This is a genomic window from Streptomyces sp. NPDC053474 (assembly GCF_044544845.1).
Lineage (GTDB): Bacteria > Actinomycetota > Actinomycetes > Streptomycetales > Streptomycetaceae > Streptomyces.
Genome location: NZ_JBITXV010000010.1, coordinates 367,883 through 380,473 on the forward strand (window position 1 = coordinate 367,883; position 12,591 = coordinate 380,473).

Consider the following 12,591-nt stretch of genomic DNA (forward strand, 5'->3'; position numbering starts at 1 on the left):
GCACGGCTCCGCGGGGCGGCGGCGCGCTGGCGGGCCGCACCCGGGCGCCGGGGGTCACGGAGTACGGAAGCCCTGGAAGGTCACGGGCCTGCGGGTCTCGAAGCCGAGCCGCTCGTACAGGGCGATCGCGCCGGAGTTCGCCTCCGCGACGTGCAGGAACGGCTGGTCGCCCCGGGCCAGGACGCGGGCGGCCAACGCGCGCACCAGGCGGGCCGCGTGGCCCTGGCCGCGGGCCTCGGGAGCCGTGCACACGGCGCTGATCTCGGTCCAGCCCGGGGGCCGCAGCCGCTCGCCCGCCATCGCCACCAGGGCTCCGTCCACGCGGATCCCCAGGTAGGTGCCGAGTTCGACGGTGCGGGTCCAGAACGGCCCCGGTTCGGTCCGCTTGACGAGGTCGAGCATGTCCGGCACGTCGTCCGGCCCCAGCTCCGCTATCGCGACGTTGGGCGCGGGAGCCGGGTCAGCGGGCGGGCGTCCGCCGGGCCAGACCATCTGCCGCCCCTCCAGGACGAAGACCGGCTCCCAGTCCGCAGGCGCGGGCGCCGAGTTGCTGAACATGTCGGCGAAGCCGTCGCTGCCGAGCAGCCGGGCCAGGTCGGCCCAGTCCGCCGGGTCGGGCTCGGTGGGCAGCGCGCAGAAGGTCGTGACCTCCGGCAGGTACGTGGCGGCCCGCCCGAGCCGTCGGGCCAGATGCGCGTGCGTGCCGAGCAGCGACTCGGCGACGGGATTGTCGAGCACGGTGGGATCACTGTTCACGCGCCCGATCTTCGCATCCCTGTGCTACCCGACCGTAGTCCGGTACTTCCCCGCCGCATCCCGGTGCTCCCACCGCATCGGGGTAGTCCCGGCTGGCGGTTCAGCGGGTCGGGGTGTGCAGGATGCCGTTGATCAGGACCTCCAGGGCCCAGGTGTCGCGGTCGCCGGGCGAGAACAGGGCCTGCCTCAGTGAGGTGATCATCGGGTACCGGTCGGCGGGCAGGGCGGCGTAGCGGCGGTCAGCCGCGGCGATGGTGGACTCCTCGTCGGAGCCCTTGGCGTGGTACGCGCTCTGCTCGGTGGCGGCCGCGGCGGTGTGGAGCCAGAGGAGGTCGACGGCCCAGGCGGCGGCGTTGTCGTCGAGGCCGCCGTCCTTCAGGAGGGCGAGCATGCGGTCGAGGACCAGCAGGGCGTTGTCGCCGGTGGGAATGGCGCCGAGGGCGACGGCGGCCAGGCCCTCGTGACGGCTCATCGCCTCGACGGCCGCGGAGATCAGCGCCCGCAGCTGTTCCCGCCAGGTCCCTTCCCCGGTCGTGCGGACCTGCCCGAGGGCTGCGTCGAGCATGGCGGCCATGAGGTCGTCGCGGTGGGCGACGTAGACGTAGAGCGAGGCGGGGCCGGTGTCGAGTTCCTTGGCGACGCGGCGCATGGTCAGTGCCTCCAGGCCGTCGCGGTCGAGGATCTTCAGGCCCGTGCGCACGATGACGTCGCGGCCGAGGGGGGCCTTGGCGGGCCGCGCACGGCGGCTGACGGGCTGCGTGCTCATGGGGGAACCCTAGCCCGAAACGAACACCGTTTGACACGAACGCCGTTCGTTACCTACCTTCGAAACGAACGATGTTCGCGACGAACATCGTTCGCACTACCCGCCGGAGGCCCCACGGGCTCCGGTTCCGGATCCCCGACCGCCGTCCAGCAGCTCGCCAATGCCCTGGGGCCGCCGTCACCACGCCCGCCGCGGCCATGACCGCCAACCCCCTCGTGGCGGCCGCCTGGTGCGCCCGCTGCCGCGCGCCTCCCACCCCCAATACTCCTGACCCACACCACGAACCCGTACGAAGAAAGCAGAACCATGTTCCTGATCACCGGAGGCCGCGGCGCGGTCGCCACCCACCTGACCACCCTGCTCCACCGCGACGGCCTGCCCGTCCGTGTCGGCTCCGCCCGCCCCGAGGACCTCGCCCCGCCCGCCGGAGTCGAGACGGTCCGCCTGGACCTCACCGACCCGGCCACCTTCCCCGCCGCCCTGGAGGGCGTCACCAGCGTCTTCCTCTACGCCGCCGCCGACCGCGCCACCGACTTCGCCGACCTGGCCCACCGCGCGGGCGTCACCCACGTCGTCCTGCTCTCCTCCGCCAGCGTCCTCGGCCCCGACCCCGTGGGCGACCCGCTCGCCAAGTCCCACCTCGACGTCGAACAGGCCCTGCTGGCCGCGCCGATCACCACCACGATCCTGCGACCCGGCTCCTTCGCCTCCAACGCGGGTGGCTGGGCCTGGTCCATCAAGTCCGGCAAGCCCGTCAGCCTGCCCTACCCCCACGCCCACAACGACCCCCTCCACGAGTACGACATCGCCGAGGCCGCGCACGCCGCCCTGACCGATCCCCGCCACCGCGGCGGCCTGTTCACCCTCACCGGCCCCGCGTCCCTGACCTTCGCCGAGCAGGTCGAGCAGCTCGCCGCCGCCATCGGCCGCCCGATCCCGGTCCACCACGCCACGCGCGAGGAGTGGAAGCGGGAGATGGCCGACTACATCCCCGCCGTGTACGCCGACGCCCTGCTGAACTGGTGGGCGTCCCAGGACGGCAAGCCCGTGCCCCTCACGGACACGGTCGAGCACCTCACCGGCCACCCCGCCCGCTCCTTCACCACCTGGGCCACCGACCACGCCGCCGCGTTCACCACCTCCTGACCCGCTGGTGCTCCTGCGCGCCACCCCCTGACCAGGTCGAACGGCGGTGGCCCACCTCCCCCGGGACCGGCCCGCCCCTGATCACCGGGTCACCCCCTCCACCTCCCGCCACCGGAGGCGCCCAGTAGGGTGATGGCCGCGCCGACCAGTAGAAACGGACCACAAGACGTGCATGCTCCAGAGAACACCGCGCCCATCTACGACCTGCTGATAGCCGAACGGGGTGACGTGGTCGCCATCGCCGCCCGCACCGCCGAGGAGACCCAGCGCGAAGCCGACGCCATGCTGGACTTCGGCTCCCTGACCGGGCGCAGGAACGGCGAAGCGTAAGCAGAGCCTCCCCGTCCGCCCCCACTGCTTTTGTCCGGGAGGACGTAAGGGGGCTGCCGGACAACTCCGCGGACGGTGGACTGCCGCACACAGACCCCACGGGGGCCTGTGCATGCCATATCGGCAGAACACCGAGGGGACATCATGCGAACCAAGAAGCGCCTCGCGCTCGTCACCGGCCTCATCGCGCTCGGCGCGGGCCTCATCACCCCGGCGGCCGTCGCGACGCCGGAGCACCGGGCGCCCGCCGCCTCCTGCCTCGGCGGCGCCTGGAAGTACGACAAGGCGCCCGGGGAGATCGACGCCCCGCCCGGCGCGGCCTACTACCGCACCACCAACCGGTGCGCGGACATCCAGGTCAAGCCGAGCAACGGCACGGTGCTCAAGCTGTGCTACCTGAAGAACCACGACCAGAACCAGGTGGTCTGCAAGGGCGAGGTCAACGTGCCGGGCGGCAGCTGGAAGATCCTCGGCACCGACTTCAAGGACGGCGTCGAGTTCTGGCTCCGCTTCAGCAACGCGGGCGCCCACAAGACCGGCCTGGTCGCCGCCTGACATCTCCGTGGCCCGGAGCGCCCCACCCGTCGTCGGCGGGTGGGGCCCCGGCGTCGCTCACATCCGCCGGTGCGCGTGCAGCAGGTACTCCTCCCGGTGCAGCGGGTTGTGGTCGGTCCTGAGCCTGGACCGAGGGCTGCTCGTCGCGCGGTAGTGGCCGAAGGACGTCTCCAGGACGCCCTCGCCGCCGGTGAGTTCGGGCAGCTCCCGCTCCAGGCCGTGCACGTGGTCGGCGGGCAGGTGGCCTTCGACGACGAACGCGTCGCCGCGTGCCTTCGGCGTTCCCGGCAGGGCGCGGTGGCGGGCCAGGGCGAGCGCCACCGGCGCGTACGCGTCCTGCGGGACCTCCAGGACGAAGCGGTGCATCGGCTCGTGCACGACCGTTCCGGCCCGGCGCAGCGCCGTCATCAGGACCAGCGGCGTCAGCCCGCGGAACGCGCCCGCCGTGCTCGTGATGCTGCAGAAGCCCGAGTGGGTCATCGTGACCACGCAGTCGGGCACCCGCCAGCCGTACACCCCCTGCTCCAGCGTGGTGTGGACGGTCTCCTCCACGGCCCGCATGTAGGCGAGGGGCAGCGAACCCAGTTCGACCGCGAGGCGGAAGGTGACGCCGCCGCCGACCGGCCCCGGCTCCACCCGCAGCCCCACCGTCGCCCGGTAGGGATTGCCCTCCTCACCGAGGGCCTCGTGGGCCGCGCCCGTACCGGTGACGCGCTCGACGCAGATCGGTGTCGTCCGCCGGAAGTCGACCGTCAGGTGCTGTTCGGCCAGGCTGGCCGCGAGGACCTCCTTCTGCACCTCGCCGTAGAGGGAGACGGACAGCTCCCGCCCGTGCGGGTCCTGGCGCAGTCCGATCAGGGGGTCCTGTTCGGCGAGCCGGGTCAGGGCCAGGTGCAGCGCGCCCAGGTCGGCCGGGTCGGCGGGCACCACGACGGTTTCGAGGGAGGGCGGCGCGAAGACGTGGTCGTAGGGGCGGCCGACCGGCGGCGTGCCGATGACGTCCCCGATGCGGACCGCCGCGAGCCCGCGCAGCGTGGCGATCTCCCCGGCGCGCGCCGAGGCACGGCGCTCCAGCGCGCCCCGGTCGAAGACGGCCAGGTCCGTGACCTTGGCCGTGGCGGCGCCGACCGCGACGCGCTCGCGGACCGCGAGCCGCCCGGAGAACAGCCGGGCGTACGCGACCTTCTCGCCGCCCTCGCCGCGCTCCACCTTGAACACCCGCCCCGACACGGGCCCTTCGGCGGCAGGGTGCTCGGCGGGCAGCAGTTCCTTGATGCCCCGGACGAGTTCCTGGATGCCCGCGCCGGTGATCGCCGAGCCGACGTACACCGGATGCACCCAGCCCTTCCGGGTCTGGGTCACGAGGGCGTCGTGCAGGCGCTCGTACGGCACGGAGGCCTCGTCCGCCACATACGCGGCGAGCAGGGCGTCGTCCCGGGCGGTCAGGACGTCGAGGAGTCCGCGGGTGAAGGGGCCGTCGTCCTCGGTGAAGGCCGTGACGCGGGCCGTGGGCGTGCCGAGACCCCCGCTGACTCGCCCCATCGCAACGGTGGGCACGCCGAGTCTGCGCTCGGCCTCGCGCAGGACGCGCGTGTCGTCGGCGCCGCGCCGGTCGGCCTTGTTGATGAAGATCAGGGTGGGGATGCCGAGCCGCTTCAGCGTCCGCATCAGGACGCGCGTCTGCGGCTGCACGCCCTCCACGGCGGAGACGACGAGCACGGCGCCGTCGAGGACGCCGAGGACCCGCTCCACCTCGGCGATGAAGTCGGGGTGGCCGGGTGTGTCGATGAGGTTCACCGAGACGGCCGAACCGCCGCCGCCGAGGCGGAAGTTCACCACCGCCGACTTGATGGTGATGCCGCGGCGGCGCTCCAGGTCGAGGGAGTCGGTGTGGGTGCTGCCCGCGTCGACGCTGCCGATGGCGTCGATCGCCCCGGCCTCGTACAGGAGCCGCTCGGTCAGGCTCGTCTTGCCGGCGTCAACATGCGCCAGGATCCCCAGGTTCAGCGTGCGGTGCGTGGTGCGCACAGAGCGTCATGTCCTTCAGGTTGATGACTGGTCCTTTCGTCTGGGACATGGACGTTCCGCGCATCGCCGTCTCCTTGATCTCGTGGGCTGCTGCGGCGATGTTCGCACCACGGGCTCGGGGCCGTCGACCGAATATTCCGGCGCGGCCCGTGGCCCGCTCTCGTTCAGATCGCGATCGACTGCTGCAGCCAGCGGCTCACGCGGTAGGGGATCCACCAGGCGTACGGGCCGACGTCCAGGACGAGCTTCTCGCCCCGGAAGTCGTCGAGCGCCTCCTGCGGGACGCTGTCGGCGGGTGTGCCGTAGTCGAGGAGGTCGATGGCCGTCGCGTACTCGGGCTCGTCGGCGGTGAAGCGGCGCAGCTCGCCCCAGCGCCGGTCGCGGATCTGGATGAAGCCGGGGCCCTTGCGCCACAGGCATTTGCACAGGTAGTGGCCGCGCCGCCAGGTGCGCAGGGACGCCTCGGCGTCGCTGGGGCCGTGCAGGGCCGCGGGCGGCTGGAGGTGGCTGAGCACCCGCCAGCTCTCCCCCGCGTCCTGGTCGAGGAGCAGCTCCCACTCCACCATGACGGCGCGCGCGGTCAGGTCCCGGACGAGGCTGAGCCAGTGCAGGGCGGCCGCCGGGTCGGTGGCGGTGGTCAGGTCGACGGGGGCGGGCAGGCGCACCCGGCGCGCGCCCAGCTCCCACAGGCGCGCCGCCTCGCCGCGGGCCGGGCCCGGCAGCGGCACCTCGCCCAGGAACATGCCGGGCAGCGCGCACGCGTCCGGGTCGTAGTCGCGCCAGGCCAGGAGCGTGGGCGAGGTGAGGGTGGCGGTCATCGGGCTCCTCCTGGTCGGTCTTTCGGGCGGGTCAGGCCGGTTCGGGGACGGCTTCGGGGTCGGCCGCGCCGTCCTCCGCGTGGACGTGCCGCATGAAGTCCAGGCGCAGCAGGTCCTCGTTGACCGCGGCCGGGGCGATGTGGACGTACTGTCCCGCGTCCGCGAAGACGATGCCGAGGGCGAGCCAGGAGTCGAGCAGCCGTTGCAGCCGCTCCTCGTCGACACCGGCTCCGGGCACGCGCGCGGCGGCCTTGCGGGTGAGGGCCGTCAGGGTGTGCGGCTGGTCGAGGAGGCGGAAGACGGCGAGGTCCAGGGGGTCGCTCAGCTCCATGGCGCGCCAGGCGAAGGTGCGCCTGCGGCTGACCAGGACGATGCGGTCGCCGTGGTCGTCGTGGGTGAGGCGGGCGTCCGTGTGGTGCTTCTTCCAGTCGGCGAGGGCCGCGTTCAGGGCGCCCACCGTCTGCTCGCCGATGCCGCGGGCCGGGGCCTCGAAGACGTACGCCATGCCGTACAGCTCTTCTTCGGGCAGGTCGTAGGTGAAGCGGTAGTGCGCCTCGGGGCGCAGTCCGGTGAAGCCCAGTTCGGGCCGCTCGAAGTAGGGGCTGAAGCGTTCGATGGCGATGCGGGCGGAGAGGTCGACCGGCGGGTCGAGGTGTTCCAGGGCGGGGATCTGCGCGATGACCGGGTCGTAGTCCTCGGCGCTCTCGCCGGGGAAGCCGTGGAGGTAGTTCCAGGCGACGGACAGGCCGGTCTCGGCGCCGTCGCGGAGCATCCGGACGTTCTGGCAGCCGCTGACGCCCTTGTCCATCAGGTCCAGGACGCGGCTGTTGAGGCTCTCGATGCCCGGCTGGACGTAGATGAGTCCGGCGTCGGCGAGGGTGCGCAGCTGGCTGCGCTTCATGTTGGCCTTGATCTCGATGTGCAGGCGCAGGTCGTAGCCGCTGTCGATGATGCGGGGCAGGACGGACGTCAGATAGCGCATGTCGAGGATGTTGTCGACGACGTACATGTCGAGCACCCGGTGGCGGCGGGCCAGGTCCATGATCTCTTCGTAGAAGGTGTCCGGGCTCTTGGAACGGAACTCCATGAACGAGCCGTTGAGCCCGCAGAAGGTGCAGTGGTGCTTCTCGCCCCACCAGCAGCCGCGGGCGCCCTCGACGACGAGTTTGGGCTCCACCCAGTTGCGGGCCACCGAGGCGGCGAGGCGCTCGAAGTAGCCGCTGTAGTCGGGCGGCAGGATGGCCGCGGGCGGCAGCGGCCGGGTGGCCATCGGGTTGGCGATGCTCGTGCCCGAAGCGTCGCGGCGGCACAGACCGGGCACGTCGTCGACCGCGGCCTCCTCCTTGAGGGCGGTGAGCAGCTGCGGGAAGGCGCCCTCGCCCTCACCGCGTACGACGTAGTCGACGAAGGCGAAGTTGCGGTGCACGGCGGCGCCCTGCTCGCCGTCGCAGTTGGCGCCGCCCATGACGGTCACGACGTGCGGGGCGAGTTCCTTGACCCGGCGGGCGGCGGCGAGCGCGGCGGTGTTCTGCTGGAAGGTGGAGGTGAAGCCGACGACGTCGGGCTGCTTCGCCACGATCTGCTGGGCGATCATCTCGACGAACTCGGGGACGACGCGGTGCAGTTCGCGCGTCATCTTCATCCGCGCGGCCTTGAGCTTGCCGGTCATGGTGGCGGTGAACTCCTCGTCGCGCCACTGCGGGTCGTCGTACAGGGCGGAGGAGAAGACCCAGTCGCCACAGCCCATGAAGTACGAGGAGAGGGCGTAGTACTCGTAGTCGTCACCGGTGAACTCGGTGCGCTCGGTGATCCAGTCGGTGAAGGCGAGGTTGGCGTGCAGCACCTCGGCGGTGGCGCCGGGGACGCGCTCGTCCACGCTCCGTTTGAGGATGCCCAGGGCGAGGGACGGCAGGTCGATGGGCGACCAGGGCATGTTGACCAGCAGTACGCGCATGGGCGCTCCTCCGATGGTGGGGCCGACCGGCCCCCGGGGGGTGCTCCCGGGGACCGGCCGGTTCGGGATCAGTCCTCGACGCTGTCGTCGCCGTCCTCGGCGTTGCGGAACGGGACGGTGACCGTGATGCCGATGCTCGGCTTCCGGTTCGTCTCGTCCTCCGCGAGCGGGTCGTTGTGGATGACGTCCTTCTGCATGGCTCTCTCCTCTCACTGATGGGCGGTGCGGTGCGCTGCCCCCCTTCCGGGCGGAGGGGGGCGTCTGGGTGGGGTGGTGCCGCGGAGCTCCCGGTCGAGGAAGAGCACCGCGCGGCGCAGCACGGCCACGTGGTCGCCGCCGTCGTAGCCGTCGTGCCCGGAGTCCAGCCAGAGGGACTCGTGCCGGGCGCCGATGGCGTGGAGGACGCCGAGGTAGGAACGGACCTGTGCGGCGGGGCATTTGGTGTCGTGCGTGGCGGCGACGACCAGGAGCGGATCCTGTACGTGGACGGCGTACCGGATGGGGGAGCTGTGCGCGTAGCGTGCGGGCACCTCCTCGGGGGTGCCGCCGAACAGCCGCTCGTCCAGGGCGCGCAGGGCCTCGGTGGCCGAGGCGTGGGCGGCGGCGTAGTCGGCCACCGGCTTCACGGCGACACCCGCCCGCCACAGGCCGGGCCGGGTGCCGAGGGCGAGCAGGACGAGGTAGCCGCCCCAGGAGGTGCCCCAGAGGCCGGTCGCGTCGGGGCGGATCAGGCCGCGCGCGACGAGGTCGGCCCGCACGGCGGTGAGGTCCGCGACCTGGGTGTGGCCGACGCCTTCGCCGAAGGCGCGCTGCCAGCGGGGGCCGTAGCCGGTGGAGCCGCGGTAGTTGACCCGGGCGACGGCGAAGCCGGAGGCGACCAGGGAGTGCACGGTGCCGTCGTAGGCGTCGCGGTCGTGATCGGCGGGGCCGCCGTGCACCAGGAAGACGGCGGGGTGGGGCCCGGGGCCGTCCTCGGGGAGGCTGAGCAGGGTGTGCACCGGGCCGTCCGGGCCGGGGGTGCGGATGTCGCGCAGGATGCCGGGGACGCGGCCCTCGACGGTGCCGAGGGGCGGCAGTGGCGTGCCGGTGGTAGAGGCCATGCGCGGCGGGTGCGCCGTGTCGGTCCAGAGGGTGTGCAGGTCGCCGCCGGGGTGCGGGGCGGCGTCCAGGAGGGTGCCGGGGGGCGCGGGGACAGGGTCGAGGGTGCGCCGTTCGAGGTGGGCGCGGTGCAGCAGGGAGCGTCCGTGGCGGTCCTGGCGGATGAGGACGGAGCGGCCGTCGGGGTACCAGCGGGCGGTGATCTGGGTGTCGAAGGCGCACCAGTCGTGGGTCACGGTGCCGGTGGCGGGGGTCCAGGTCTCCAGCAGATAGCGGTCGTCGCGCTCGCGGACGAGGAGCAGGGGGGCGTCCGGTCCCGCCGGTGCGAAGCCGAGGGCCCACAGCCTGCCGTGCGCGCCGTCGCCGGGCAGGACGGCGGCGTCGGTGCCGTCGGGGGTGAGGACCGTGACGGCCCGGGGCGAGTCGGCGCCGCGCGTGAGGACCAGCAGGTCACCCGCCGGGGTGAGTCCGGCGAGCGCGGCGGGCCCGTCGACGCGCGTCACCTCCCGGCCGGGGCCGCCCCGGGACCCGATGTGGACGGCGGTGCCGTCGTCCAGGCCGACGCCGACGGCGGCGATGGCGCCGCCGGTGACGGCGAGGCCGCGCGCGGTGCCGTCCGGGACACCGGCGAGCCCGGGCCGGTCGGGGCCGCCGGTGAAGGGCTGGAACCGCCAGTGGCCGACACCCCGGGCGTCCTCGGCGAACCACCAGACGCGGGCGTCCCGGTCGATCGCGCCGTGCAGGGTGCCGCCCGGCCTGTCGGTGACCTGCCGGGCCCGGCAGGCGGCGGCGTCCCAGGTGAAGACCTCGCAGCGGCCGTCGGCGTCGGCGGTGAAGACCATCCGGCGCGAGTCGGCGGCGCACACCTCGGGCAGCGCGGCCCGGTAGACCTGGAAGCGGCTCACGCGGCGGCCTCCGCGAGGGCGGCCCGCCGGGTGGTGTGCACGGCGAGGAGGGTGAGCAGGGCGGCGCAGCCGAGGGCGGGCGCGGCGGTGTCCACCCGGTCGGCGAACAGGCCCGCGAGGACCGGGGCGAGGGCCGCCGCCGCGCCGGACGCGGTGCCGAGGACCGCGCCGACGCGGGCCTGCACGGCGGGCTCGGCGACGAGGAGCACCCGCGCCTGGAAGACCACGGCGGCCAGCGGGATGACCAGGCAGACCGCGCCGAGCAGCGCGCCGTACGCCCACGGTCCGGTGGCGGTGGCGAGGGCCGCGGTGAGCGGGACGAGCAGCCAGGTCACGGCGGTGACGAGCCGGGCGGCGCCGACGCGGACCGCGACCTTCGGCGCGGCGAGCGAACCGGCGAGCCCCGCGCCGCCGGAGACGGCGAGCACGACGCCGAGCGCGAGCGCCCCCGTGCCGGAGCGCTCCAGGGCGAAGACGGCGGCATAGTAGAGCGCGACGGCGACGCCGTTGACGAGGGCGATCCAGACCAGGACCAGGCGCAGCAGCGGCTGTCGCCGCACCAGGCGAAGGCCCGCGGCGGCCTCGCGGAACAGGCTGTCGCCGGAGGGCTCGGCCGGGGCCTTCAGGTCGGTGCGCATCCCGCGTACGCAGCCGGCGGCGACGGCGTACGAGACCGCGTCGGCCAGGAAGGGCAGGGCGCGCGAGAGCTGGTAGGCGGCGCCGCCGAGGGCCGGGCCGAGGATCAGCGCGCCCTGGTCGGCGGCGGCGAGCCGGGCGACCGCGCGGGGTTGTTCGTCGGGCGGGCAGACCAGGGCGACGGTGCCGCGCGAGGCCGCCTCGTGGCAGGCGGTGGCGAACCGCTCGACCAGGACGGCGCCGAGGAGGTGGGCGAGCGTGAGGTGCCCGAGCGCGAGCGTCAGGGCGACGGACCCCATGGCCAGCGCGGAGACGGCGGCGGACCAGAACATGATCGTTTTGCGGGCGCCCCGGTCGGCGGGGACCGCGGCGAGCGGCCCGAGCAGGATCCCGGCGGCCAGCGACAACCCGGCCACGAGCCCGGCCGTCTGCGCGGAGTGGCCGAGCGCGAGGAGCAGCAGCGGCAGGACGACGCCGGAGGCCTGGGTGCCGAGGGCGTCGGCGGCGTTGGCCCACCAGAAGAGGCGGAAGTCGCGGGCGGAGAGCGATCCGGCAAAGGCGCGGGGGTCCTGGGGCGGCCGGGGCCACGCTACGTCGCCGTGGCGGTCCGGTGTGTCCGCCTCCGTCTGTGGCTCCACGCAACCCCCTCACAACTGTGAATTGCCTGTGTAGAGATGTGCAGAAAGTGCAACGAGAGCGGGATCGTAGCCAGCCGCCGGAGCGCGCTACAAGACGCCGGGGTCGCTGACTGAAAAGCGCCGTGGAGGGGTGCGCCGGGGGTGCGTCGCCCCGTGTACCAAGGGGAGTCGTGAGTTCCGTCAGGCTGCGCGGGATTACCGAGGCACACGTGACGCGTGTGACGTGAGGGACACCACGAGGCACGTCGACGTTTGAGGCTGACGAGAGCCGTGGGGTGTTCGCGAGCCGTCAACTCTGCTACGCACAAAGGCCGTTGATGGTTCCACCCGAGCGAGAGGATGGCTGGTTCCCGACGGTACGGGAGGCTCTGCCGCCGACCGGGACCGGGTCAGGCGCCGGGCGGCACGGCCAGGGTCCGCGCGACCTCTTCGTAGGCCCGCAACGTGTCCAGGAAGGTCTCGCGGCCCCAGAGTGCGAGCCCGAGGAGCACGACGAGGACGGCGGTGACATGGAGGTCGCCGAGCGGGTCGTCGGCGTGGGCGCCGCGGAAACCTTCCTGGTCGCCGCGCGCCCAGGCGCGGACCGCCTGCGTCACGGTGAACTCGTAGGCGGTGGGCGCGGCGGCGGCCACCTCGTCGGCGAGCCGCACCACCTCTCCGGTCCGCAGCTCCCGGCCCGTCAGCGCGACGAGGGCCAGCGTGGACCGCAGCAGGCCGCCGAGCACGGCGTACGTCTGCTGGCGTTCGGCCTCGCCGACGCGGACCAGGGCCCGGGTCACCGCGGCGGCGTCGCACGCCGCGTAGCCGCGGACCACGCCGAGGGCGCGGTCCGCGGCCGTGGCGGGGGCGGCCCCCCCCGCCCCGCCCCCCGCGCCCCCCCGCCCCGCGCGCAAGATCGCCACCCGAGTTGAGCGCGGTCCGCACCGCAGCCCGGCGGGGGGGCGGGCGGGCGCCGCCCGAA

At 73.7% G+C, this 12,591-nt stretch carries 12 protein-coding genes; 3 read left to right on the top strand and 9 right to left on the bottom strand.

The window, feature by feature from the left end; genetic code table 11:
* Positions 1–54: 54 nt before the first annotated feature.
* Positions 55–756, bottom strand: coding sequence for a GNAT family N-acetyltransferase (locus ACIG3E_RS25335; RefSeq protein ID WP_399620590.1), 702 nt, complete (start codon positions 754–756; stop codon positions 55–57).
* A 100-nt stretch (positions 757–856) separates the two neighbouring features.
* On the bottom strand, positions 857–1,522 hold the full coding sequence (locus ACIG3E_RS25340; RefSeq protein WP_399620593.1) for a TetR/AcrR family transcriptional regulator: 666 nt from the start codon (positions 1,520–1,522) through the stop codon (positions 857–859).
* 306 nt (positions 1,523–1,828) lie between these two features.
* Between ACIG3E_RS25340 and ACIG3E_RS25345 the strand changes: the two genes are divergently transcribed.
* The 3 genes from ACIG3E_RS25345 to ACIG3E_RS25355 all read left to right on the top strand — a co-directional run bounded on the left by ACIG3E_RS25345 (position 1,829) and on the right by ACIG3E_RS25355 (position 3,553).
* A complete protein-coding gene (locus tag ACIG3E_RS25345) occupies positions 1,829–2,668 on the top strand; it encodes an SDR family oxidoreductase (RefSeq protein ID WP_399620596.1) in 840 nt (279 codons plus the stop codon).
* Positions 2,669–2,836: 168 nt separating this feature from the next.
* Positions 2,837–2,998 carry a hypothetical protein gene (locus ACIG3E_RS25350; protein WP_249402091.1) on the top strand — a complete coding sequence of 54 codons (162 nt, stop codon included), beginning with the start codon at positions 2,837–2,839 and terminating at the stop codon, positions 2,996–2,998.
* A gap of 144 nt (positions 2,999–3,142) precedes the next feature.
* The gene (locus ACIG3E_RS25355) at positions 3,143–3,553 is read left to right on the top strand and encodes a hypothetical protein (RefSeq protein ID WP_399620599.1); all 411 of its coding nucleotides are present in this window, start codon (positions 3,143–3,145) and stop codon (positions 3,551–3,553) included.
* Positions 3,554–3,610: 57 nt separating this feature from the next.
* Here the strand turns inward: ACIG3E_RS25355 and ACIG3E_RS25360 are convergent, their stop codons facing one another.
* The 7 genes from ACIG3E_RS25360 to ACIG3E_RS25390 all read right to left on the bottom strand — a co-directional run bounded on the left by ACIG3E_RS25360 (position 3,611) and on the right by ACIG3E_RS25390 (position 12,523).
* A complete protein-coding gene (locus tag ACIG3E_RS25360; protein ID WP_399620602.1) occupies positions 3,611–5,581 on the bottom strand; it encodes a GTP-binding protein in 1,971 nt (656 codons plus the stop codon).
* 164 nt (positions 5,582–5,745) lie between these two features.
* Positions 5,746–6,399, bottom strand: a complete 654-nt coding sequence (locus ACIG3E_RS25365; RefSeq protein WP_399620605.1) for a DUF5825 family protein — start codon at positions 6,397–6,399, stop codon at positions 5,746–5,748.
* A 31-nt stretch (positions 6,400–6,430) separates the two neighbouring features.
* The gene (locus ACIG3E_RS25370; protein ID WP_399620608.1) at positions 6,431–8,353 is read right to left on the bottom strand and encodes a RiPP maturation radical SAM C-methyltransferase; all 1,923 of its coding nucleotides are present in this window, start codon (positions 8,351–8,353) and stop codon (positions 6,431–6,433) included.
* Between the two features lie 68 nt (positions 8,354–8,421).
* On the bottom strand, positions 8,422–8,550 hold the full coding sequence (locus ACIG3E_RS25375; protein WP_399620610.1) for a hypothetical protein: 129 nt from the start codon (positions 8,548–8,550) through the stop codon (positions 8,422–8,424).
* A gap of 12 nt (positions 8,551–8,562) precedes the next feature.
* The gene (locus ACIG3E_RS25380; protein WP_399620613.1) at positions 8,563–10,356 is read right to left on the bottom strand and encodes an alpha/beta hydrolase family protein; all 1,794 of its coding nucleotides are present in this window, start codon (positions 10,354–10,356) and stop codon (positions 8,563–8,565) included.
* Positions 10,353–11,630 carry an MFS transporter gene (locus tag ACIG3E_RS25385; RefSeq protein ID WP_399620616.1) on the bottom strand — a complete coding sequence of 426 codons (1,278 nt, stop codon included), beginning with the start codon at positions 11,628–11,630 and terminating at the stop codon, positions 10,353–10,355. Before ACIG3E_RS25385 ends, ACIG3E_RS25380 begins: the two co-directional genes overlap by 4 nt.
* 389 nt (positions 11,631–12,019) lie before the next feature.
* The gene (locus ACIG3E_RS25390; protein ID WP_399620619.1) at positions 12,020–12,523 is read right to left on the bottom strand and encodes a hypothetical protein; all 504 of its coding nucleotides are present in this window, start codon (positions 12,521–12,523) and stop codon (positions 12,020–12,022) included.
* Between the last annotated feature and the right edge of the window lie 68 nt (positions 12,524–12,591).

What these genes read in the sequence shown, in the direction of transcription:
- ACIG3E_RS25355 (WP_399620599.1), top strand. Translation starts at nt 3,143, where the DNA reads ATGCGAACCAAGAAGCGCCTCGCGCTCGTCACCGGCCTCATCGCGCTC.
- ACIG3E_RS25370 (WP_399620608.1), bottom strand. Translation starts at nt 8,353, where the DNA reads ATGCGCGTACTGCTGGTCAACATGCCCTGGTCGCCCATCGACCTGCCG.
- ACIG3E_RS25345 (WP_399620596.1), top strand. Translation starts at nt 1,829, where the DNA reads ATGTTCCTGATCACCGGAGGCCGCGGCGCGGTCGCCACCCACCTGACC.
- ACIG3E_RS25340 (WP_399620593.1), bottom strand. Translation starts at nt 1,522, where the DNA reads ATGAGCACGCAGCCCGTCAGCCGCCGTGCGCGGCCCGCCAAGGCCCCC.
- ACIG3E_RS25365 (WP_399620605.1), bottom strand. Translation starts at nt 6,399, where the DNA reads ATGACCGCCACCCTCACCTCGCCCACGCTCCTGGCCTGGCGCGACTAC.
- ACIG3E_RS25375 (WP_399620610.1), bottom strand. Translation starts at nt 8,550, where the DNA reads ATGCAGAAGGACGTCATCCACAACGACCCGCTCGCGGAGGACGAGACG.